Origin of the sequence: Caballeronia sp. PC1, assembly GCF_021353155.1 — a bacterium.
Taxonomy (GTDB): Bacteria; Pseudomonadota; Gammaproteobacteria; order Burkholderiales; family Burkholderiaceae; genus Caballeronia; species Caballeronia cordobensis.
In genome coordinates, this window is record NZ_JAJUBH010000003.1 from 80,166 (window position 1) to 98,463 (window position 18,298).

Here is an 18,298-nt window from a genome sequence, read left to right on the forward strand (position 1 = left end):
CGACACGACGAGCGCCGCGCAGCACGCGTCGCTCAACAGCCTGATGCTGCGCAAGCTGATGCCCTTGCTGGTGATCGTCTATGTGATCAGCTTTCTCGATCGCACGAACATCGCGCTCGCGAAGCATTCGATGAGCATCGATCTCGGCATCTCCGCCGCCGCGTACGGACTCGGCGCGGGTCTGTTCTTCCTGACCTACGCGGCCTTCGAGATTCCGAGCAACCTGATCATGCACAAGGTCGGCGCGCGTTTCTGGATCACGCGCATCATGGTGACGTGGGGTGCGCTCTCCGTGGCGATGGCCTTCGTCACCGGCGAAACCTCGTTCTACGTGATGCGCCTGCTGCTCGGCGCGGCCGAAGCGGGCCTCTTTCCGGGCGTGATGCTGTATCTGACGTACTGGTTTGGCCGTGAGGAACGCGCCCGCGCGACCGGTTACTTCCTGCTCGGCGTGTGCGTGGCGAATATCGTCGGCGGTCCGCTCGGCGGCGCGCTGCTCGAACTCGACGGCCTGCTCGGCTTTCACGGCTGGCAATGGCTCTTCGTGATCGAAGGCCTGCCCGCGATCCTGCTTGCCTTCGTCGTCTGGAAACTGCTGCCCGATCGCCCGACGAGTGCGAAGTGGCTCTCGCGCGATGAAGCCGTCGCGCTGGAACGCCGCCTCGCCGCCGAGCACGATTCGCAAGGCAGCGGCCACGGCGCGGGCGCGTTCCGCAGCGTCCTCGGCGATCGTCAGGTGTGGCTCGCGATTCTCGTCTACTTCTGCCATCAACTGACGATCTACACGGTGATCTTTTTCCTGCCCGGCATCATCGGTGCATCGGGACACTTCTCGCCGCTGACCATCGGGCTGCTCACCGCGACGCCTTGGGTTGCCGCCGCTATCGGCGCCGCCACGCTACCGCGTCTCGCGAGCGATTCGTCGAAGAGCCGGCGCATGCTGATCGGCGGTCTGGTCATCATGGCCTCGGGCATGCTGATCGCCGCATGGTCGACGCCCGCGATCGGGCTGCTGGGCGTCTGCCTGTCCGCGTCGATGTTCTTCGTGGTGCAGTCGATCATCTTCACGTTTCCGTCGTCGCGCCTTTCGGGCAGCGCGCTCGCGGGCGGCCTCGGGCTCGTCAATTCGTGCGGCCTGCTCGGCGGCTTTGTCGGCCCGACGGTGATGGGCATCATCGAGCAGACGACCGGCCGCGCGATGAACGGGCTCGTGTGTCTCGCGGTGGCGCTCCTGATCGCGGCGGTGTGCAGCGCGCGCCTGCGTCACGGCAACGAGGAACGCGCCGACGAGAAGCGCCGCGTGATGTCGAACGCGTGATGCTTCAGTTCTGCGGCATCGTCCCGGGTCGCAGATACGCGAACATGTGCGACACGTAATCCGGCTTGCCGAGCGGCACGCCGTGATTGCGCAAAATGCCGTAGGCGGTCACGGTGTGAAAGTAGAACTGCGGCAGCGACCAGTCGCGCGCGTATTGCTCGCCGGTCATGTCGAAAACCACTCCGTTCGGCAGCGTCAGCGCGATCTGCCTGTCCGCGCCCGCGTCGAGCGCGTCGTCCGGCAGTTCGCTCAGAAACGCGATCGCATCCGCGAGACGCGCGCGGGCGTCGGCGAGCGAGCCCGGCTGCTCGTTCGACTTCCACCCTTCCGCGCGCACGTTCAAGAGCGCCTGCGGCACCTCGATTCCGCGCAGCCGGTACGCCGGCTCCTGCGACTGAAAACACACGAAACGCACTTGAGCCGCGAGCGGATACATGTCCGGCGCGAGGCGCAGCGACATGAGCGCATCGGCCTGAAAATCCGCGTTCTTCGCGCTTTCGTGCACGGTGGCTTTGTCGAGCCACGCCGAGAGGTTGTTCAACGTCTGCAGGAAGGTCGGAACGAGAAGACGGGTCAGTTGCATCGCAATGCTCCACGGGTCGAGAATCCGCGATCTTATATCGGTCCGGACCTTTTCCGCGCGGAACACCGCGACGTCACAGCAGCCCGAATACCGCCACGCCCGTCTTCGTGCCGACGAACACCTTGCCATTCGCGATGGTCGGCGAGACGAACTTGTTGCCCGCGCCGAACTGATCGCGCGAGCCCGCCGAATTGCTGCTGTAGAGCTCGAAGAGATTGCTGGCGTCGTAGGCATGCAGCACGGCTGGCGTCACGTTTTCGACGCCCCAGACGATGCCGTTCGTGTTGCCGTTCGCGGAGATCACGGGCGCGAGGCCAGGGAAGCTCCAGTTCCCCGCCGGGCTCGTGCTCTGGCTCGACGCGGCCGTGGCCACCCGCGCGTTGACGACCGGCAGCGCCTTGAGATGATCGCCCGCCGGTCCGACATAGATCGTGTTGTTATAGAACGCGGGCGCGCTGAACATCGGGCCGGTGATCGTCGTGAAAAGCTCCTGATAGATGTGGTCGCCGTTCGAATCGAACTTGCCCATGTTGTCGCGATCCACGATATAGAGCGCGCGCGTCTTGCCGCCGCCTATCGCGAGATGCCGCACGTTGCCGTTGATATCGGTGACGTCGGGCAGCACCAGCACGCCGCCCGAGCCGAGATCGAGATCCTGGCTCGACTGCACGACCGTGTCCGACGGCTGGAAGTAATCGGTCACTTGCAGCGTCGGCGTCGGCGTGACCTTGAGGAAGCCGTTGCCGAAGTCGTTGTGAATCGGCATGTCCTGCGCGTTGGTGGTCGGATCGAACGTGCCGTTGCCGTCGAGGAAATAGATCGACGTGCCGTCCGATGCGAGACCCGCGCCGCTCATCCAGATGCCGCCCATCTCGCCGTTCGGCGTGATGTTGAGAATGCTGGTCTGCTTCAGCGTGTCGGCGCTATAACCCATCACCCAGCCGGTGTACGGCAGCACGTCGCAATGCGAGCTCCATGACGTGTACACGACGCCGTTCAGAAGCAGCAGCGATGCGCGCTCGATATATTGACCCGGCGTGAACGGCACGACGCCGTTGACGCTACCCGAACCGGTGCCCGGATACGAGCCAGTGATTTCCGTCGGACCGCCGAAAAGCTGGGCGCCCGTCGCGATGTCGAGCGCGTGGATGCGCTGGTGATACGCGCCGCCCGCGTCCTTCGACATGGCGACGAGATAGATCGCGCCATTCGGCCCGCGCGCGCGATCGATGACCGGCGTCGACGTGATGCCGATGGTCGGCGTGGTCTGATTGCAGCTATGGTCGTCGCTCGGCGTTTCGCCCGGCAGCATCGCGGAGACGCGCCAGAGCACGGCGCCGGTGTCGGCGTCGAACGCATACGCGCTCCCGTTTTCGGTCATGACATACAGCACGTTATGCGTGGCGCCCGCAATCGGCACGTTCGCAAGATAGAGCGGCTGCGCATCGACGGCGCCATCGACGGGATAAAAGCCGAGCTTGCCGAAGGTCGTCGGATTGACGTTGGCGATGGTGAGCCGGGTTTCGGCAAGCTGCTGCGCCGTGCGGCCGATGTCGTTGTGATAGGTGGTGACGTCCACCGGCGTCGATGCAGACGGCGTGTTCGACGTGGGCGCGCTCGCCCCGGATGGCGCGCTCGCCGCGCCGCCCGACGACGCCGACGAAGGGCTCGATGCCGACGACGGACTCGACGCGGCCGGAGCGCCCGAAGCCCCCGACGCCCCCGATGCGGGCGCGGCGCCCGACTGCGCGGCCGTATCGGAGCTGGAACTGCCTCCGCTGCATCCACCGATGATCGCTGCAATCGCAACTGCAAACACGCCAATCGTCAAATGCCCTTTCATGTGCGGATCTCCGTTCCTGGAGGGGCCGAGCCCGGTGCAACGCGATTATTGTCTGCGACGGCTTAAATCGGAAAACATTCGTCGGGGGAGAGCTAGGCTTTGTCGGAATGGTCGGCAGCGAGTGTGTATTCGTATGAAGCTTACAAGCTAGCGCGCGTTGCTTTTACCTGTAAGTTTCGGCGGCGCCGGAAAAAGGCGGACGATCGGGCAATCAGCGCCGACGCGCGGGCAAGACGGTCAAGCGCCCTGAAAGGCACATTACACCGCAGGACGGGACCGCTTGCGACATCGCAGCTTCATTTTGGTCTTGCCCGGAATTCAGCAAGGTGAGACCGATGAAACGCCTGACCGCGCAAGTGATGTATCACCCGCTCGTCGCCCTGTCGTCGCTCTATCTGACGGAATTAATGAGCCGGCCCGATCTCGGCCTTAGCGGCACGCTATATATACTGGCGACGCGATCCATATCCCGCATCGTGACTGCGTTGCGGAGCAATACAGTCTGACTAAAAAAACGTCTTACTTAAACAAGCACCGAAAAAAAGTAAAAAAGCTTAAATCGGGTAAGACAACAAAAGTTGAACGGTTACGCTTCTTCTTACGGAATGTAGGCAGCGTTGCGGAATTCGGCACTATCTACCGCGCTGCGGCCTGCAAAAAATATTAGAGAACCTGAGAGAACGCATGACCGAACCCAATGATGTCGTCTATAAAGGACATCTACTGAGCGCGACCGCCGTATTGGAAGAAGACCGATACGCGGCGATGCTCGTCGTTCGAGATCCGAGCGGCACGCGCCGCGCAAGCGGCATGCTCGGCGAATTCGCGAGTGCGACCGGCGCCGTACGCTACGCATTCGCTTATGGCATGGCTGAAATCGATCATCGGCAGTCTGGGCAGAACCCCGCGCCACGCTGACGGCGCGCGCATTCGCTAGCACGCTTCATCTCGATTGCGAGCAGCCGCGCGCCGCTCGCGCCTTCCATCCTTTCCGGCGAGTCGAATCTATGATTATTTATCATCGGGGAGCGGCTTTTCAGCCCTCTGCCACCCGTGTGGGCAATGCTTTCGTCGCGACCGCTTCGATACTCGAAGAGGACGGGCATGCCACCTCGCTCGGGAACCTGGGCGCGTTCGCGAGCAAGGACGGCGCGCTCGGTTTCGCGGTCCGCTGCGCGACCGCGTTTCTCGACGGCGACGAATTGCCCTTGCCGCCGTTTCAGTTGACGCTGCAAAAGAGTTGCAACGCATCGAGCGTTGCATAACGCGGATTGAGAATCAGGCCGTGCCCGACGCGGCATGGCCGCGTGCTTCGCGAAACCGGAAGAACCCGCTGCGCAGCATGACCGATGTCCCTCCAACCCGTTTGAGCAAGTGCTCGGCCGCGCCTTCGATCGACGATCGATGGCTTTCGAACGCAAGCTGCAAATCCTCCTCACGCCACGACGCGGCGCCGAAGTGATCTTCCAGCGCCTCGGCGGAAATGGTGCACTCGACGTGCTCGCCGTCGGCAACCGCCGCGAACGTGAGCGAAGGGACATCGCCTTGATAGATGGGCGTCTGACTCGGGAACTTGATGTTCATGCCGGACCTCATGAGCGATGTTGCACGGGTTTGAACGGACGAAAGATATCCCTTCAGTCTCCGCGATGGCGCACTCGTCCGTATTGACACAAATCAATGCGGCCTCGCCCGGCATGCTTAACCGGTCATCGGCGTGTACGATGGAAAGCGTCGATCAGCGTTTCAGGAGACGCCATGAAAGCGGTGTGCCCGCTGCACGGGCCGACGACCATCATCCGCACGAATGCCTACGGCTTTCCGGTCTATGCGTGCTGTTGCGACGACGTGCCTTATGTCACGCCGCCGGATGCCTGCACGAGAGCGCCGACGCAACGCGGCGCGCCCGCCGAGCCTCGGTCGCCGCGGCAACCGAAGACCCGGCAGGAATGAATCACGCCAAATCAGCTTTCGGGGCGGCCACGACCCTGTGGTCCTGTCGCGGCCGGCGCACGTTGATCAGGCAAACCGCGAGCATCGCGATAACACCCGGAATCGCGATAGCGACGAAGTTCTGCTGAAGCGGCAGTGCCTTGGCAACGAGAAAGCCGATCACGATAGGCGCGAGAATCGCCCCGCTGCGCCCGACGCCCGATGCCCAGCCGATGCCCGTCGAGCGAATCGCCGTCGGATAGAACTGTCCCGCGAAAGCATACGTGACGATCTGCGTGCCGATGGTCGACGCACCGGCGAGCCCGACGAGGAAGAACAACACGCCCACCGGAACCTTCACGCCGAGCAGGCTGATGGAAATGGCCGCGAGCGCATACATCGCAATCAGCACGTATTTGATGTTGAAGCGGTCGGCGAGCCATCCGCCGCCAATCGCGCCGATCATCGCGCCGAAGTTGAGCACCAGCACGAACGTGAGCGCCGAACCGAGGCTGTGTCCCGCGCCTGCCATGAGTTTCGTCAGCCACGAGCTCAACGCGTAGACCATGAAGAGGCACATGAAGAACGCGATCCACAGCATCACCGTGCTCATGCCGCGGCCTTCCGCGAACAGTCTGCCGATGGTCGAACCAGACGTCGAGCCAGGCGCCGGTTCCCGTTCGGACAGCGAGAAGCTATCGGCCTGCTGCGGCACGTAGGCCGGTTCGATGCGCGGAAGGATCTTCGCCAGCGTCTCGCTGCGGCCATTGCGCACGAGAAAACCGAGCGACTCGGGCATGTACTTGAGGATCACGGGCGCGAGCAGCGCGGGCAGCCCCGCCGCGATAAAGACGGATTGCCAGCCGTAGCGCACGATCATCGCCTTGCCGACGAGCGCCGCGAGCATGCCGCCGACGGAATAGCCGCTGAACATCAGCGTCACCATCGTGCTGCGGATCTTGCGCGGCGAATACTCGGTCATTTGCGCGACCACGTTCGGCATGACGCCGCCGATTCCCAGCCCCGCAAGGAAACGCGCAATGCCGAAGGTCAGCGGATCTTTCGTGAAGCCCGCCGCCGCGGTGAAGATGCTGAAGAGCAGAAGGCAAATCACGATCGCTGGCACGCGGCCGATCTTGTCGGCGATCGTGCCGAGAAACACCGCACCGATCATCATGCCGAGCAAGGCGGAGCTCACCATGAATCCGGCGCTGGTCGCCTGAACGCCCATGTCGCTCATGATCGACGGCAATGCGATTCCGACGACGGCAAGATCATAGCCATCGAAAATAATGATGAGCGCGCACCAGAATAGAAGCAGCAAATGAAATTTCCTGAACCTGGCTTCGTCGCATAGCTTTTGAACGTCGATCTGACGCATGATGTCTCCTTGACTTTAAATACTCGATTAATTGCCGCGATTTTGTTTTTGGACTGATTCGACGGTTTTTCTGCGTTCGCTGCACGCGCGTGTTTTCGCTCGCCGCATAAGCAATGCGGCGAGGCGTGCCTGATCTGATGTCTTTTCTGCGTTGACGGAACTGCGTTGAGGGTGCGATCTGCTAGCGGGCTCAGAATATTCGAGCCGATATGCAGCGTCCAATACCGAATTGGTGGCCGGCTATACCTTGCGGGAATGAAAGGGGGCGGACATGCGCATCAGACGTCGCTCAGCGTGCGCTTGATCGTGTCGCAAAGCCATTGCTGCGCGGCGGTATCCTCCGCGTGCGGATACCAGTACAAATTGACTTCGAAAGGCGGCGTGGGAAAGGGAAGCGGAAGCACGCGCAACCTGCCCTCTTCCGCGAACGCGCTCGCGATGCGCGTTGGCAGCGTGAGCAGCAGATCCGTCGATGCGATCGCCGAGAACAGGCTCGTGAAATGCGGCACGCGCAGGACGATTTTCCGGCTCAGCCCCATCTCGCTCATCACGTCTTCGACGAGATGATGCCCCGTGAACGGCGCGACGACGACATGACTGGCGGCGACATAGTCTTCGAGGCTCAGGCTATCCCCGATAGCCGGATGCGAAGCGCTGAGAAGACACGAATAACTTTCGCTGAAAAGCGCCGATTTCCTGACCTGCCCGCCGACGAATTGCAGATTGCCGACGGCGGCATCGACATAGCCGGTTTGCAGCCATTGCGCGATGGATTCACTGTCGATCTGCACGACTTCGAGTCCGATCGAAGGGGCAACCGACTGGAATTCGCGTAGGAGATGCGGCAGGAAATGCAGTTCGCCCAGATCGGATAGCGCGAGCCGGAACGAGCGTTCCGAGCGCGTCGGATCGAACTTCCGGGTCGCGGCGATGGCCGCTTCGATGCTATCCAGCGACTGCTTGAATGCGTTGAAGAGCTGCGTGGCGTTGAAAGTGGGCACCATGCCGTCGCGCGTGCGCGTGAAGAGCGGATCGTGCAGAAGATCTCTCAGTCTCGTCAGCGAGTAACTCACCGAAGGCTGCGTGATGCTCAGACGTTTGGCCGCGGCACTGACGCTCTTCGTCTCATAGATCGCGACGAACGTTCTTATCAGATTGAGATCCGTGCTCATGGTTTTCACTCATATAGACGGTCTCTATTATAAGAACGAAAAAACGATGATTGGTCTTATTCGATCCGTGCTCATACGATGGATGCACAGAAAGGAACCCAGGCCATGAAGACGATCCATCAAGCTTGCTACGACATTCTCCGCACTCAGGGATTGACCACGTTCTTCGGCAATCCCGGCTCGAACGAGCTGCCCTTCCTGAACGATTTCCCGGGCGATTTCCGCTATATCCTCGGCTTGCATGAAGGCGCGGTTGTCGGCATGGCCGATGGCTTCGCGCAGGCAAGCGGCCGCACGACGCTCGTGAACCTGCATTCGGCGGCTGGCACCGGCAATGCGATGGGCGCGCTGGCGAACGCATGGAACTCCCACACGCCGCTCGTCGTCACCGCGGGCCAGCAGGTTCGCGCGATGGTCGGCGTCGAAGCTCTGCTCGCCAATGTCGACGCCGCAACGCTGCCGCGTCCGCTCGTGAAATGGAGTTGCGAGCCGGCATGCGCGCAGGACGTGCCGCTCGCGCTCAGCCGCGCGATTCATACGGCGGGCACGGGCGCGAAAGGTCCGGTCTATCTGTCGGTTCCCTACGACGACTGGAAGCAGCAGGCCGCTTCGGGCGTCGATCATCTCGCCGGCCGGCGCGTCGACGTCGCGGGACTGCCATCGGCTTCGGCAATCGAGTCGCTTGCGCGCGAACTCGAAGAGGCGAAGCACCCCGTGATGATCCTCGGCCCCGACGTCGATGCCAGCGCAGCCAACGACTTCGCAGTCGCTATCGCCGAAAAACTCGCCATGCCGGTGTGGATGGCGCCATCCGCGCCGCGTTGCGCCTTTCCGACGACGCATCCCTGCTTTCAGGGCTTGTTGCCCGCGGGCATCGCCAGCATCAGCGGATTGCTGGAAGGTCATGATCTCGTGCTGGTCATCGGCGCGCCGGTGTTTCGCTATCACCAGTACGAACCGGGCGAATTCCTGCCGCCCGGCGCGCGTCTCATCGCCATTACCTGCGATATCAACGAGGCCACCCGCGCGCCGATGGGCGACGCCCTCGTCGCCGATATCGCCTCGACGCTCGAAGCACTGAGCCGCGCCGTTTCGAGCGCTAACCGCGCGATGCCCGCGCCACGCCACCGCCCCGGCCCCGCGCCGGAAGAAGCCGGACCGCTCGCGCCGGAACGCGTGTTCGATATCCTCGACGACATGGCGCCGCGCGATGCGATCTACGTGAACGAATCGACATCGACCACCCACCTGATGTGGCAGCGCCTGCGCATGACGGAACAGGGAAGCTATTACTTCGCGGCCGCCGGCGGACTCGGCTTCGCGCTACCCGCCGCGGTCGGCATTCAACTGGCGAAGCCCGAGCGGCGCGTGATCGGCGTGATCGGCGACGGCTCCGCGAATTACGGCATCCAGGCCTTGTGGACAGCGGCGCACTACGACATTCCCGCGATCTTCATCATCATGAAGAACGGCACGTATGGCGCATTGCGCTGGTTTGCCGGCGTGCTGCACGCTGACGGCGTGCCGGGTCTCGACGTGCCGGGAATCGACTTCTGCTCGCTTGCGCGCGGCTATGGCGTCGAGGCGCGGCTTGCGGACTCCGGCGCATCGCTGACCGCCGCGCTGCGCCGCGCGCTCGATGGGAACAAGCCCGTGCTGATCGAAGTGGAAACGCGAGCCTGAACGGCCATGAAAAAGCTCGTGAACGTCGCGGATTTCCGCGCCCGCGCAAAAGCGCGGCTTCCGAAGATCGTGTTCGATTACCTCGAAGGCGGCGCCGAGGACGAAACCGGCCTGCGTCACAATCGGGATGTCTTCGGGCACATCCGGTTTCAGCCGCGCCGGCTCGTGGACGTCAGTACGCGCACGCTCCACACGAGCGTCTTCGGAAAGCCGATGGCCGCGCCCATGATCATCGGGCCGACGGGCCTGAACGGCATCTTCTGGCCGAACGGCGATCTGGCGCTCGCGCGCGCGGCAGGCAACTTCGGCATACCGTTTGCGCTGTCGACCGCGTCGACGTCTTCGATCGAAGCGGTCGCAAAAGCCGCAACCGGCGAACTGTGGTTTCAGCTCTACGTGGTCCATCGCAAGCTGGCGGAACTGCTGGTCAGGCGCGCGCTGAGCGCGGGTTATACGACGCTGATCCTCACGACCGATGTCGCCGTGAACGGCAAACGCGAACGCGATCTGCGAAACAGCTTCGGCCTGCCGATGCGCTATTCGGCGAAGACCTTCGTAGATGGCCTGCTGCATCCGCGCTGGTCGCTCGATCTTCTCAGGAACGGCATGCCGCAACTGGCGAACTTCGCAAGCCAGGATGTGCAAGACGCCGAATTGCAGGCCGCACTGATGAGCCGTCAGATGGATGCGAGCTTCGCGTGGGACGATCTGAAATGGCTACGCGATCTCTGGCCGCATACGCTGCTGATCAAGGGCATCAGCCGCGTGGACGACGCGCGGCGCTGCATCGCGCTCGGCGCGGATGGCGTGATTCTGTCCAATCACGGCGCGCGGCAGCTCGACAGCGCAATCGCACCGCTCACGATTCTGTCCGATACTGCCAGAAACGCCGGCGCGCCCGTGTTGATCGATAGCGGCATTCGTCGTGGCTCGGACATCGTCAAGGCGATCGCGCTGGGCGCGCGCGCCGTGCTACTGGGCCGCGCCACGCTCTATGGGCTGGCCGCCGATGGCGAAGCCGGCGTCGATGCCGTGCTCGACATGCTGAAGAAGGAGATCGACACGACACTCGCGCAGATCGGGTGCGCATCCGTGCAGCAATTGAATGACGACTTCATCCGGCACGGCGAGCGCCGAAACGACGCGGCGCATTCCAACGCCATCGCCGAATCGATATAACAAGGTGGGAGACATGGACGACATCAAAATCACCGGATTGCGCACGCGCGCAGTCAACGTGCCCTTGCAATACACGCTCAAGACCGCGTCGGGCACGATCGCCACGGCGCCGCTCGTGCTCATCGACTTGCTGACCGATGCGAACGTGACAGGTCATGCCTACGTGTTCACGTACACGCCGCTTGCGCTGAAGCCTGTTCAACGCATGATCGATGAACTCGGCGCCGTCGTGAACGGCCTGCCGCTCGCGCCGTTCGACATCGACCGGACGCTGAACGCGCGGTTCCGCTTGCTTGGACATACGGGCCTCGTGCGCATCGCGACCGCCGGCATCGACATGGCCGTGTGGGATGCGAAAGCCAAGGCGCACCGGCTGCCGCTCGTCGCGTTGCTCGGCGGCACGGCACGCCCCCTTCCCGCCTACGATAGCCACGGCATGGACGACGTGGAGCTCGGCACGAAGCGGGCGCGCGACGCCGTCGAAGCCGGCTTCAAGGCGATCAAGACGAAAGCGGGCTATGCGACGCTGGAACACGATATCGCGGTGATTCGCGCAATCAGGCAAGCGACGGGCGACGCTGTCGAACTGATGGTCGACTACAACCAGGGCTTGTCCGTGGCGGAAGGCAAGCGTCGCGGCCGCGCACTGGAGGCGGAAGGCATCGCGTGGATCGAGGAGCCTACGCTGCAGCATGACTATGCCGGCCACGCATCGATACGCGAGGCGCTGCGCATTCCGGTGCAGATCGGCGAGAACTGGTTCGGCCCCGAAGACATGCAAAAGGCGATCGACAGTCAGGCTTGCGATCTCTGCATGCCGGATGTCATGAAGATCGGCGGCGTGACGGGCTGGCTCAAGGCGAGCGCGCTCGCCGAGCAGCACGGTTTGCCGATGTCCAGCCATATCTTCCAGGAGTTCAGTGCGCATCTGCTCGCGGTGACGCCTACCGCGCATTACCTCGAACGCATGGATCTCGCCGGCCCGATTCTCGATCCGGTGCTCCGGTTCAAAGACGGCCACGCGCTGATCGGCGATGAACCGGGCGCGGGTATTCGCTGGCGCGAAGACGAAGTCAGCCGCTTTATGGTCTGACCGCATGAACGGCCATCGCGCCGTTCTCATCGACACTATTTCGTCATGCTAACGATGCGCCGGTCAGAGCGCAATCGATTATTCCTTTGGAGACAAGAAGATGGAACGTAACGCCGCCGCTGGCGATGCGCTGTACGACACGCGCCTCAATGCCCGTCATCTCATGGTCATGTTCTGGTGCTCCATGCTGATGCTCTTCGATGGCTACGATCTCGTGATTTACGGATCGATCCTGCCTCAGCTGATGCACGACTGGCAGCTTTCGCCCGTCACCGCGGGATTCATCGGCAGCAGCGCGCTTTTCGGCATGATGGTCGGCGCATTGACGCTCGGCAGTTCATCCGACCGGTTCGGCCGCCGGCGCATCATTCTGCTGTGCCTCGTCGTGTTCGGCGTCGCGGCCTTCGGCAACGCCTTCTGCACCAACACGACCGAATTCACGCTATGCCGCTTCCTGACCGGCGTCGGTCTGGGTGGCATGGTTCCGAACATCGTCGCGCTGATGACGGAAATGTCGCCGCGCAGCAAGCGCAACATCATGGTGACGATCATGCTCAGCTTCTTTTCCGTGGGTGGCGTCATCGCGGCGCTGTCGGGCAAGGCGATCACGCCGGCCTTCGGATGGCGCGCCAATTTTCTGATCGCCGGCATTCCGGTGCTGTTTTTCCCGGTCTTTTTCAAGTGGCTGCCGGAATCGCTGAGCTATCTGATCGCGCAAAAGCGTCACGCCGAAGCCGAACCGCTGTTGCGCCGCTATGCACCCGATTATCAAGGCACCGCTGCGAGCCTCGCCGGCATGAGCGACGACCTGGGTCAAGCGCAGCCCCGCATGCGCGCCGCCGAGCTTTTCTCGCAGGGCCGCGCAGTCGATACGGTCCTGCTCTGGATCGCATTCGGCATGTGCATGCTGATGGTGTACGGCCTCAATACGTGGCTGCCCAAGCTGATGGCCGCGAACGGCTATTCGCTGGGCTCCAGCCTCACGTTCCTGATTACCCTGAATATCGGCGCGGTAATCGGCGGGCTCTTCAGCGGATGGCTGGCGGACCGGCACGGCGGCAAACCCACGCTGATCCTGTTCTTCGCGGTGGCGGCCGTTTCCATCGGCCTGCTGGGTTACAGGCAATCACCGCTCGTGCTGAACATCCTGTTGATGGCCGCCGGTGCGACGACCATCGGAACCCTGTGCATCGTGCATGCGTTCGCCGCGCAGCTCTATCCGGCGGGCATTCGATCGACCGGCGTAGGCTGGGCCGCCGCCGCGGGACGGTTCGGCGCGGTCGCAGGTCCGGCGCTTGGCGGCTACTTGCTGAGCCAGCAGTTCTCGATCGGCTTCAACTTCCTCGTCTTCGCGATTCCGGGTGTCGTCGCGGCTATTGCCGTGCTGCTGATCTCGAACCGCCGGGTACGCGCGGAGCATTCCGTGCCAGCCCTCGCGCCTCGCGCTGAATGATATTTCGAACGGAGCAATCTGAATGAGCAATAACAGTGAACCGCATGTGTGGCATGCGAACATCTACTCGAACGGCTGGCGGGCGTCCAAAGGCGGAACGGCGCCCGTCATCGAACCGGCGACGGGCGAGTGTATCGGCAGCATCGGCATTGGATCGCCCGAAGATATCGACGACGCGGCTTCGTCGGCGGCAGAAGCGCAGGACAGCTGGGCCAACATGCCCTTCGACCAGCGCGCAGCCATCCTGCGCGAAGCGGCACGGCTTCTGAAAGCACGCTCGCAGGAAATCGACGACTGGAACGTGCGCGAATGCGGTTCGACACGCGCCAAGGCCGAATGGGAACGGCATGCGGCCTGCGAACAACTGCACATGGCCGCGGCAATGACCATGCAACCCGACGGCGCGCTGTACCCCTCGTCCGTTCCCGGCCGCATGAATCTGTGCCGGCATGTTCCGGTCGGCACGGTCGGCGTGATCGCACCGTGGAATTTCCCGATTCTGCTCGGCATGCGTTCCGTGGCGCCCGCGCTTGCGCTCGGCAATGCCGTCATCCTGAAGCCCGATCCGCAAAGCGCCGTTGCGGGCGGCCTGCTGCTCGCCCAGGTCTTCGAAGAAGCGGGCCTGCCCGCGGGCGTGCTGCACGTCGTGCCCGGCGGCCCGGCAACGGGCGACGCGCTCGTGCGTCATCCAAAGGTCGGCATGATCTCTTTCACGGGCTCGACGGCCGTGGGCCGCGCCATCGGCGAGGTATGCGGGCGCATGCTCAAGAAGGTCGCGCTGGAACTCGGCGGCAATAACGCCATCGTCGTACTGGACGATGCGGACGTCGAAGCGGCGACGTCGAGCGGCGCGTGGGGCGCGTTCCTGCATCAAGGGCAGATCTGCATGCAGACGGGGCGTCATCTCGTGCACCGCTCCATCGCGCAACACTATGCGGCGAGGCTTGCCGAACGCGCGCGAAGTCTCACGGTGGGCAATCCGTTCAGAACGAATGTTCACCTCGGGCCGTTGATCAACGAGAAGCAGCGCGACCGTATCGACGCTATCGTGCGCACGAGCGCCGATGCAGGCGCGACGATTCTCGCAGGCGGCCGCTTCGACCGGCTCTTCTACGAGCCGACGGTTCTTGCGGGCGTCACGCCAGACATGGCCGCGTTCAAGGAAGAGATCTTCGGGCCGGTCGCGCCCATCACGATCTTCGAGAGCGACGAGGAAGCCGTCGAACTCGTCAACGCATCGGAATATGGATTGGCTGCGGCGATCCACACGCGCTCGATGTCGCGCGGGCTGGCGCTGTCATCGCGCATTCGCGCCGGCATGGTGCACATCAACGATCAGACGGTCAACAACGAGTTTCATGTGCCGTTCGGTGGAATGGGCGCATCCGGCAACGGCGGGCGCTTCGGCGGACCGGCGAACGTCCATGAGTTCACGCAGACTCAATGGGTCAGCCTCACGGACAATCCGATCCGGTATCCGTTCTGACCTGGCTTAGTCGAATTCGGACCGAAGCCGGTCGCTCAAACCGGCGAGGTCCGTTTCGCTCGTGCGCAGTAGCGCGTGCAGATGCGCCGCACGTTCGGTCAGCTCTTTTATCGACGTTCGGCATTGATCGGCGGCGCGGGCCGTGAGACTGACTATGCGATCGCGAATCGCTTTCACCAGTTCGGCATGAAGACGCGGATAGTCCATATCGCCGTTCACGTCTTCGAACCGGACTTCCGCGCATGAAACGATGTAGTCGCCGAACTGCCGCGCCACTTCGCGCGAGAACGACGCGACAATGCTTTGCGACAAGCTATCGAGTACCGCCTGGATATCACGCGTCGACGCATACGCGTCGAGCAATGCGGGCAATGCCGGAGCGACATGACGCCATACCGCGTTGGCGATCTGCTCTTGCCGCCGTTCGATGATCGCTAAAGCCTCTTGCGCCGATGAACGCAACGCCTCGATCGACGTCAGGACATCACGGCACAGCGCATCCATCACGTTCTCTTCGAGATGATGCAGGAAGACTTCGGCCTGCTTGCGCCGCTTGTAAGCCAGTGTCGGTTCGATGATGGCGATCAGCGCGGCATAGAGTCTCTCGAATCCCGCATCGGCCATTGCGGCCTGTGTTTGCCGCTGCTCGCGCGCCAGATGAGCGGAGACGGACACGGGCGCTTCCAGAAGCCCTGTGTTTACGCCCATCGCAACGAGCTTTTCTTTCGCGCGCGCCGCGACATCGGCCTCCTGATCCGCGCAATTCTCCGCCGTCTTGTTGCGCAGGAATTTGCGGATCTCGCCGTCGATCTCGTCTTCTTCATACACGTCGCTGCGCGTCACGACCGGCAGCAACGGCTTGTTGCGATGCAGTTCGCGGCCGAGTTCGTCGAGCTCTTGCACCTGTCCCGGCGATGTCGAACTCGTGAGCCACAATACGCCGTCGGCGCTATCGGTGAAGCGCTGGGTCAGTTCCGCGTTCTCGGGCGTGACCGAATGCAAACCCGGCGTATCGACGAGCACGAGTTTTCCGGCAAGTCTCACGCCTTGCATGCGCGCGGTGGTTTCCGTCACGCCTTCCCTGAAGCGTTCGGGCGTCTCGACGATATGACCGTCATCGAGATAGAAATACTCCACCGCTTTTCCATGAGCGGCGAATCGATCGGCGATGAGATTGCAGAAAGAACTCTTTCCCGCGTTGAACTTGCCGAAGACCAATAGCAGGACTTTGTCGTCGAACGTATCGGCAAGCGCCTGAGCAGGCTGAAGACCGTGCCATTGCCGCGTCCACGCCAGCACGCTTTTCTCCAGTACGTCGTTGATGGCTGCTGCCTGCGTCGCGAGCGCGCCCTGCTTCGTCAATCCCGGGCACACGAGACGATTGGCATGCACATCGGCGCTCAGCTGCGCGAGCCACGCTTCCATCGCATTTAGAATGCGTTCGAGGTCGTGCGCGATGAACTCGAACGCATCGACATCGGCGATAAAGCGCTGTTCGTGACTCGCGTCCGCCTTCATGAGGTTTTGTCGAATACGCGCGCTGCTTTTTCGGAAGCCTCGATCGCACGCGCGATTTCCTCGATAAGCGCCGCCAGCGCCTGTCTGTCCGCCGAGAGCTCATAGTAGTGCGTGAACTCGCGCCGCATATTTTCGCGGCCCACCTGCGTGCCGAACATCCTGCGCAGATCCTTGCGAAACTTCACCGAGACGCCCATGACCGCGACCATCACGTTATTGAGCGCGCGCGCCACGGTTTGCTGTTCCGAGGGCAGGCCGATCACGCCCTGCCCGGCCAGAAAGCTATCGATTTCGATGCAGGCACGCGAGTAGGCATTCTGAATGTGCGCGCGTTCCAGCTTGCCCGCCGTGATCACGTAAGCGTCGCGCGCGCCATCCGGCACTGAAGCATGATCGACGCCCAGCGCGTTCAGCATCGACTCGATGTCGCCGCTCACCTTATCGATGATGCGATGCAAGCCCTCGTCGAAAGCCATGCGCTGCTGCCGCTGCAATTCGCACGAATCCGCGAGCGACTGTTTCTGGCTCGTCAGAAGCCGCGCCAGTTCGTCGCGCATGTCGCCCGAGAGCATCGCCGCTTCATGCGCGCGGGCTTCGGGCACGCGCGCGAGCGCGGTATCGATTTCAGCGCGCAGCGAAGGCATGCCGCTTCGTTCCAGCATCAGCGTCTTGCCTTCGTCCACGCCCTTTCGATAACGCGTCGAGGAAACGGCGTGCAACGCGACGCCAGGACATTGCGCGCTAATCGCGTCGCGTACCTTCTGCAATTCGGCTTCGTCCGCGAGTTGATCCACTTGCGACAGCACGAACAGAGTCTGCCGTCGCGAGCGTGCGCCATCGGCATGGAGTTCGGCAAGCAAGGCCAGTTCCTTCGCGTCCAGTTCGCCTTCCTTCGCGGCATGCACGAAAAGGCGTATGTCCGCGTGCAGCCACGCCGCATGCAGCGCGTGGCGATCGTCTTCCGTGCCCACGTCCGCATCGAGACCCGGCGCATCGAGCCAGCGCACGCCGCCATGAACACTGCCCGCGAGCTTCACCGTCTCGCGCCTGTCGGCAACCGAAAAGACGCTCGTGCCGATCAACTCGTTCAGCAAGCGGCTCTTGCCGTGGTTATATTTGCCGATGACGGTCACGATCGGCTCGCCGCGCTCCGAGACGATATCGAGCCGCGCCATATCGTCCGCGCGATGCGGCAGTACGGCGACGACATCGTGCATGCCGCCCAACGCGCTCACTTCCCCGATCCGGGCAACACCGCCACCGCCTTGATCTCGACGATATAACCCGCCGCGCCGCCGAGCATGTGCGCGCCGATGGCCGTCCATGCCGGCAGCGGCTCCGTATTGAGGTAGCGCTCGCGCACCTGCATGTACAACGGCAGATCGCGCATATCGGTGTGGAACGTGGTGACATCCACCACATCGCTCAACGATGCGCCCGCTGCTTCCAGCACCAGCTTGAGGTTTTCGAATGCCTGCACGATCTGCGCTTCGCGGCCTTCCACCAGTTGCATGGCCGCATCGCGACCGATCTGGCCTGACGCGTAAATCGTACTGCCCACTCTGATCGCGGGCGCGTAGCGAATCTTTTCGTACACCGCTTCCATTCCCGCGGGAACGATCGCTTTGCGTTCACTCATGTCCTGTGTCTCCTTCAC

At 62.8% G+C, this 18,298-nt stretch carries 18 protein-coding genes; 10 read left to right on the forward strand and 8 right to left on the reverse strand.

The genetic code is table 11. From position 1 onward, the window contains the following. Window positions 1-43 precede the first annotated feature (43 nt). Window positions 44-1,318: an MFS transporter gene (locus LY284_RS25080; protein WP_231928025.1), complete on the forward strand. Its 1,275-nt coding sequence runs from the start codon at window positions 44-46 to the stop codon at window positions 1,316-1,318. Window positions 1,319-1,322: 4 nt separating this feature from the next. On the opposite strand, the gene LY284_RS25085 is transcribed toward LY284_RS25080, so the two are convergent. Continuing rightward, the gene (locus tag LY284_RS25085; RefSeq protein ID WP_233388557.1) at window positions 1,323-1,901 is read right to left on the reverse strand and encodes a DUF1993 family protein; all 579 of its coding nucleotides are present in this window, start codon (window positions 1,899-1,901) and stop codon (window positions 1,323-1,325) included. 73 nt (window positions 1,902-1,974) lie between these two features. After that, window positions 1,975-3,744: a pyrrolo-quinoline quinone gene (locus tag LY284_RS25090; RefSeq protein ID WP_233388559.1), complete on the reverse strand. Its 1,770-nt coding sequence runs from the start codon at window positions 3,742-3,744 to the stop codon at window positions 1,975-1,977. A 335-nt stretch (window positions 3,745-4,079) separates the two neighbouring features. Between LY284_RS25090 and LY284_RS25095 the strand changes: the two genes are divergently transcribed. The 3 genes from LY284_RS25095 to LY284_RS25105 all read left to right on the forward strand — a co-directional run bounded on the left by LY284_RS25095 (window position 4,080) and on the right by LY284_RS25105 (window position 5,009). After that, window positions 4,080-4,250 carry a hypothetical protein gene (locus LY284_RS25095; RefSeq protein ID WP_156903254.1) on the forward strand — a complete coding sequence of 57 codons (171 nt, stop codon included), beginning with the start codon at window positions 4,080-4,082 and terminating at the stop codon, window positions 4,248-4,250. Between the two features lie 178 nt (window positions 4,251-4,428). Then, window positions 4,429-4,662 (forward strand): hypothetical protein, encoded by a 234-nt coding sequence (locus tag LY284_RS25100; RefSeq protein ID WP_045459982.1) that lies wholly within the window; start codon window positions 4,429-4,431, stop codon window positions 4,660-4,662. Window positions 4,663-4,751: 89 nt separating this feature from the next. Further along, window positions 4,752-5,009 carry a hypothetical protein gene (locus tag LY284_RS25105; protein ID WP_045459980.1) on the forward strand — a complete coding sequence of 86 codons (258 nt, stop codon included), beginning with the start codon at window positions 4,752-4,754 and terminating at the stop codon, window positions 5,007-5,009. 13 nt (window positions 5,010-5,022) lie between these two features. Here LY284_RS25105 and LY284_RS25110 read toward each other — a convergent pair whose 3' ends face one another. Beyond that, window positions 5,023-5,328 (reverse strand): DUF1488 domain-containing protein, encoded by a 306-nt coding sequence (locus LY284_RS25110; protein WP_077160655.1) that lies wholly within the window; start codon window positions 5,326-5,328, stop codon window positions 5,023-5,025. Window positions 5,329-5,502: 174 nt separating this feature from the next. On the opposite strand from LY284_RS25110, the gene LY284_RS25115 reads away from it, so the two are divergent. After that, window positions 5,503-5,697, forward strand: coding sequence for a hypothetical protein (locus LY284_RS25115; RefSeq protein ID WP_053571105.1), 195 nt, complete (start codon window positions 5,503-5,505; stop codon window positions 5,695-5,697). A 1-nt stretch (window position 5,698) separates the two neighbouring features. Here the strand turns inward: LY284_RS25115 and LY284_RS25120 are convergent, their stop codons facing one another. Beyond that, window positions 5,699-7,057, reverse strand: a complete 1,359-nt coding sequence (locus tag LY284_RS25120) for an MFS transporter (protein WP_233388560.1) — start codon at window positions 7,055-7,057, stop codon at window positions 5,699-5,701. 278 nt (window positions 7,058-7,335) lie between these two features. Continuing rightward, a complete protein-coding gene (locus LY284_RS25125) occupies window positions 7,336-8,229 on the reverse strand; it encodes a LysR family transcriptional regulator (RefSeq protein ID WP_233388562.1) in 894 nt (297 codons plus the stop codon). A 105-nt stretch (window positions 8,230-8,334) separates the two neighbouring features. Here LY284_RS25125 and mdlC point away from each other — a divergent pair, with 105 nt between their 5' ends. The 5 genes from mdlC (at window position 8,335) to LY284_RS25150 (ending at window position 15,123) form a co-directional block, all read left to right on the forward strand. Further along, entirely contained in the window at window positions 8,335-9,912 is a 1,578-nt protein-coding gene (gene mdlC, locus LY284_RS25130; RefSeq protein ID WP_233388564.1) for a benzoylformate decarboxylase, read from the forward strand. Between the two features lie 6 nt (window positions 9,913-9,918). Continuing rightward, window positions 9,919-11,091, forward strand: coding sequence for an alpha-hydroxy-acid oxidizing protein (locus tag LY284_RS25135; RefSeq protein ID WP_233388566.1), 1,173 nt, complete (start codon window positions 9,919-9,921; stop codon window positions 11,089-11,091). A gap of 13 nt (window positions 11,092-11,104) precedes the next feature. Beyond that, the gene (locus LY284_RS25140; protein ID WP_233388568.1) at window positions 11,105-12,184 is read left to right on the forward strand and encodes an enolase C-terminal domain-like protein; all 1,080 of its coding nucleotides are present in this window, start codon (window positions 11,105-11,107) and stop codon (window positions 12,182-12,184) included. A gap of 100 nt (window positions 12,185-12,284) precedes the next feature. Beyond that, on the forward strand, window positions 12,285-13,637 hold the full coding sequence (locus LY284_RS25145; protein WP_233388570.1) for an aromatic acid/H+ symport family MFS transporter: 1,353 nt from the start codon (window positions 12,285-12,287) through the stop codon (window positions 13,635-13,637). Window positions 13,638-13,659: 22 nt separating this feature from the next. Further along, complete coding sequence (locus LY284_RS25150) at window positions 13,660-15,123, forward strand: benzaldehyde dehydrogenase (protein ID WP_233388572.1); 1,464 nt, start codon at window positions 13,660-13,662, stop codon at window positions 15,121-15,123. Window positions 15,124-15,129: 6 nt separating this feature from the next. Here the strand turns inward: LY284_RS25150 and LY284_RS25155 are convergent, their stop codons facing one another. From LY284_RS25155 to LY284_RS25165, 3 genes are read right to left on the reverse strand one after another with little or no spacing between them, the layout of a single operon-like run. Beyond that, window positions 15,130-16,641 (reverse strand): dynamin family protein, encoded by a 1,512-nt coding sequence (locus LY284_RS25155; protein ID WP_233388574.1) that lies wholly within the window; start codon window positions 16,639-16,641, stop codon window positions 15,130-15,132. Then, entirely contained in the window at window positions 16,638-17,876 is a 1,239-nt protein-coding gene (locus LY284_RS25160) for a GTPase (RefSeq protein WP_233388576.1), read from the reverse strand. Before LY284_RS25160 ends, LY284_RS25155 begins: the two co-directional genes overlap by 4 nt. After that, the gene (locus LY284_RS25165; RefSeq protein ID WP_233388579.1) at window positions 17,873-18,280 is read right to left on the reverse strand and encodes a RidA family protein; all 408 of its coding nucleotides are present in this window, start codon (window positions 18,278-18,280) and stop codon (window positions 17,873-17,875) included. Before LY284_RS25165 ends, LY284_RS25160 begins: the two co-directional genes overlap by 4 nt. Window positions 18,281-18,298 lie beyond the last annotated feature (18 nt).

Coding starts and splice junctions, on each gene's coding strand:
- LY284_RS25080 (WP_231928025.1), top strand. CDS start 44: ATGCTGCGCAAGCTGATGCCCTTGCTGGTGATCGTCTATGTGATCAGC.
- LY284_RS25085 (WP_233388557.1), bottom strand. CDS start 1,901: ATGCAACTGACCCGTCTTCTCGTTCCGACCTTCCTGCAGACGTTGAAC.
- LY284_RS25090 (WP_233388559.1), bottom strand. CDS start 3,744: ATGAAAGGGCATTTGACGATTGGCGTGTTTGCAGTTGCGATTGCAGCG.
- LY284_RS25095 (WP_156903254.1), top strand. CDS start 4,080: ATGAAACGCCTGACCGCGCAAGTGATGTATCACCCGCTCGTCGCCCTG.
- LY284_RS25100 (WP_045459982.1), top strand. CDS start 4,429: ATGACCGAACCCAATGATGTCGTCTATAAAGGACATCTACTGAGCGCG.
- LY284_RS25105 (WP_045459980.1), top strand. CDS start 4,752: ATGATTATTTATCATCGGGGAGCGGCTTTTCAGCCCTCTGCCACCCGT.
- LY284_RS25110 (WP_077160655.1), bottom strand. CDS start 5,328: ATGAACATCAAGTTCCCGAGTCAGACGCCCATCTATCAAGGCGATGTC.
- LY284_RS25115 (WP_053571105.1), top strand. CDS start 5,503: ATGAAAGCGGTGTGCCCGCTGCACGGGCCGACGACCATCATCCGCACG.
- LY284_RS25120 (WP_233388560.1), bottom strand. CDS start 7,057: ATGCGTCAGATCGACGTTCAAAAGCTATGCGACGAAGCCAGGTTCAGG.
- LY284_RS25125 (WP_233388562.1), bottom strand. CDS start 8,229: ATGAGCACGGATCTCAATCTGATAAGAACGTTCGTCGCGATCTATGAG.
- mdlC (WP_233388564.1), top strand. CDS start 8,335: ATGAAGACGATCCATCAAGCTTGCTACGACATTCTCCGCACTCAGGGA.
- LY284_RS25135 (WP_233388566.1), top strand. CDS start 9,919: ATGAAAAAGCTCGTGAACGTCGCGGATTTCCGCGCCCGCGCAAAAGCG.
- LY284_RS25140 (WP_233388568.1), top strand. CDS start 11,105: ATGGACGACATCAAAATCACCGGATTGCGCACGCGCGCAGTCAACGTG.
- LY284_RS25145 (WP_233388570.1), top strand. CDS start 12,285: ATGGAACGTAACGCCGCCGCTGGCGATGCGCTGTACGACACGCGCCTC.
- LY284_RS25150 (WP_233388572.1), top strand. CDS start 13,660: ATGAGCAATAACAGTGAACCGCATGTGTGGCATGCGAACATCTACTCG.
- LY284_RS25155 (WP_233388574.1), bottom strand. CDS start 16,641: ATGAAGGCGGACGCGAGTCACGAACAGCGCTTTATCGCCGATGTCGAT.
- LY284_RS25165 (WP_233388579.1), bottom strand. CDS start 18,280: ATGAGTGAACGCAAAGCGATCGTTCCCGCGGGAATGGAAGCGGTGTAC.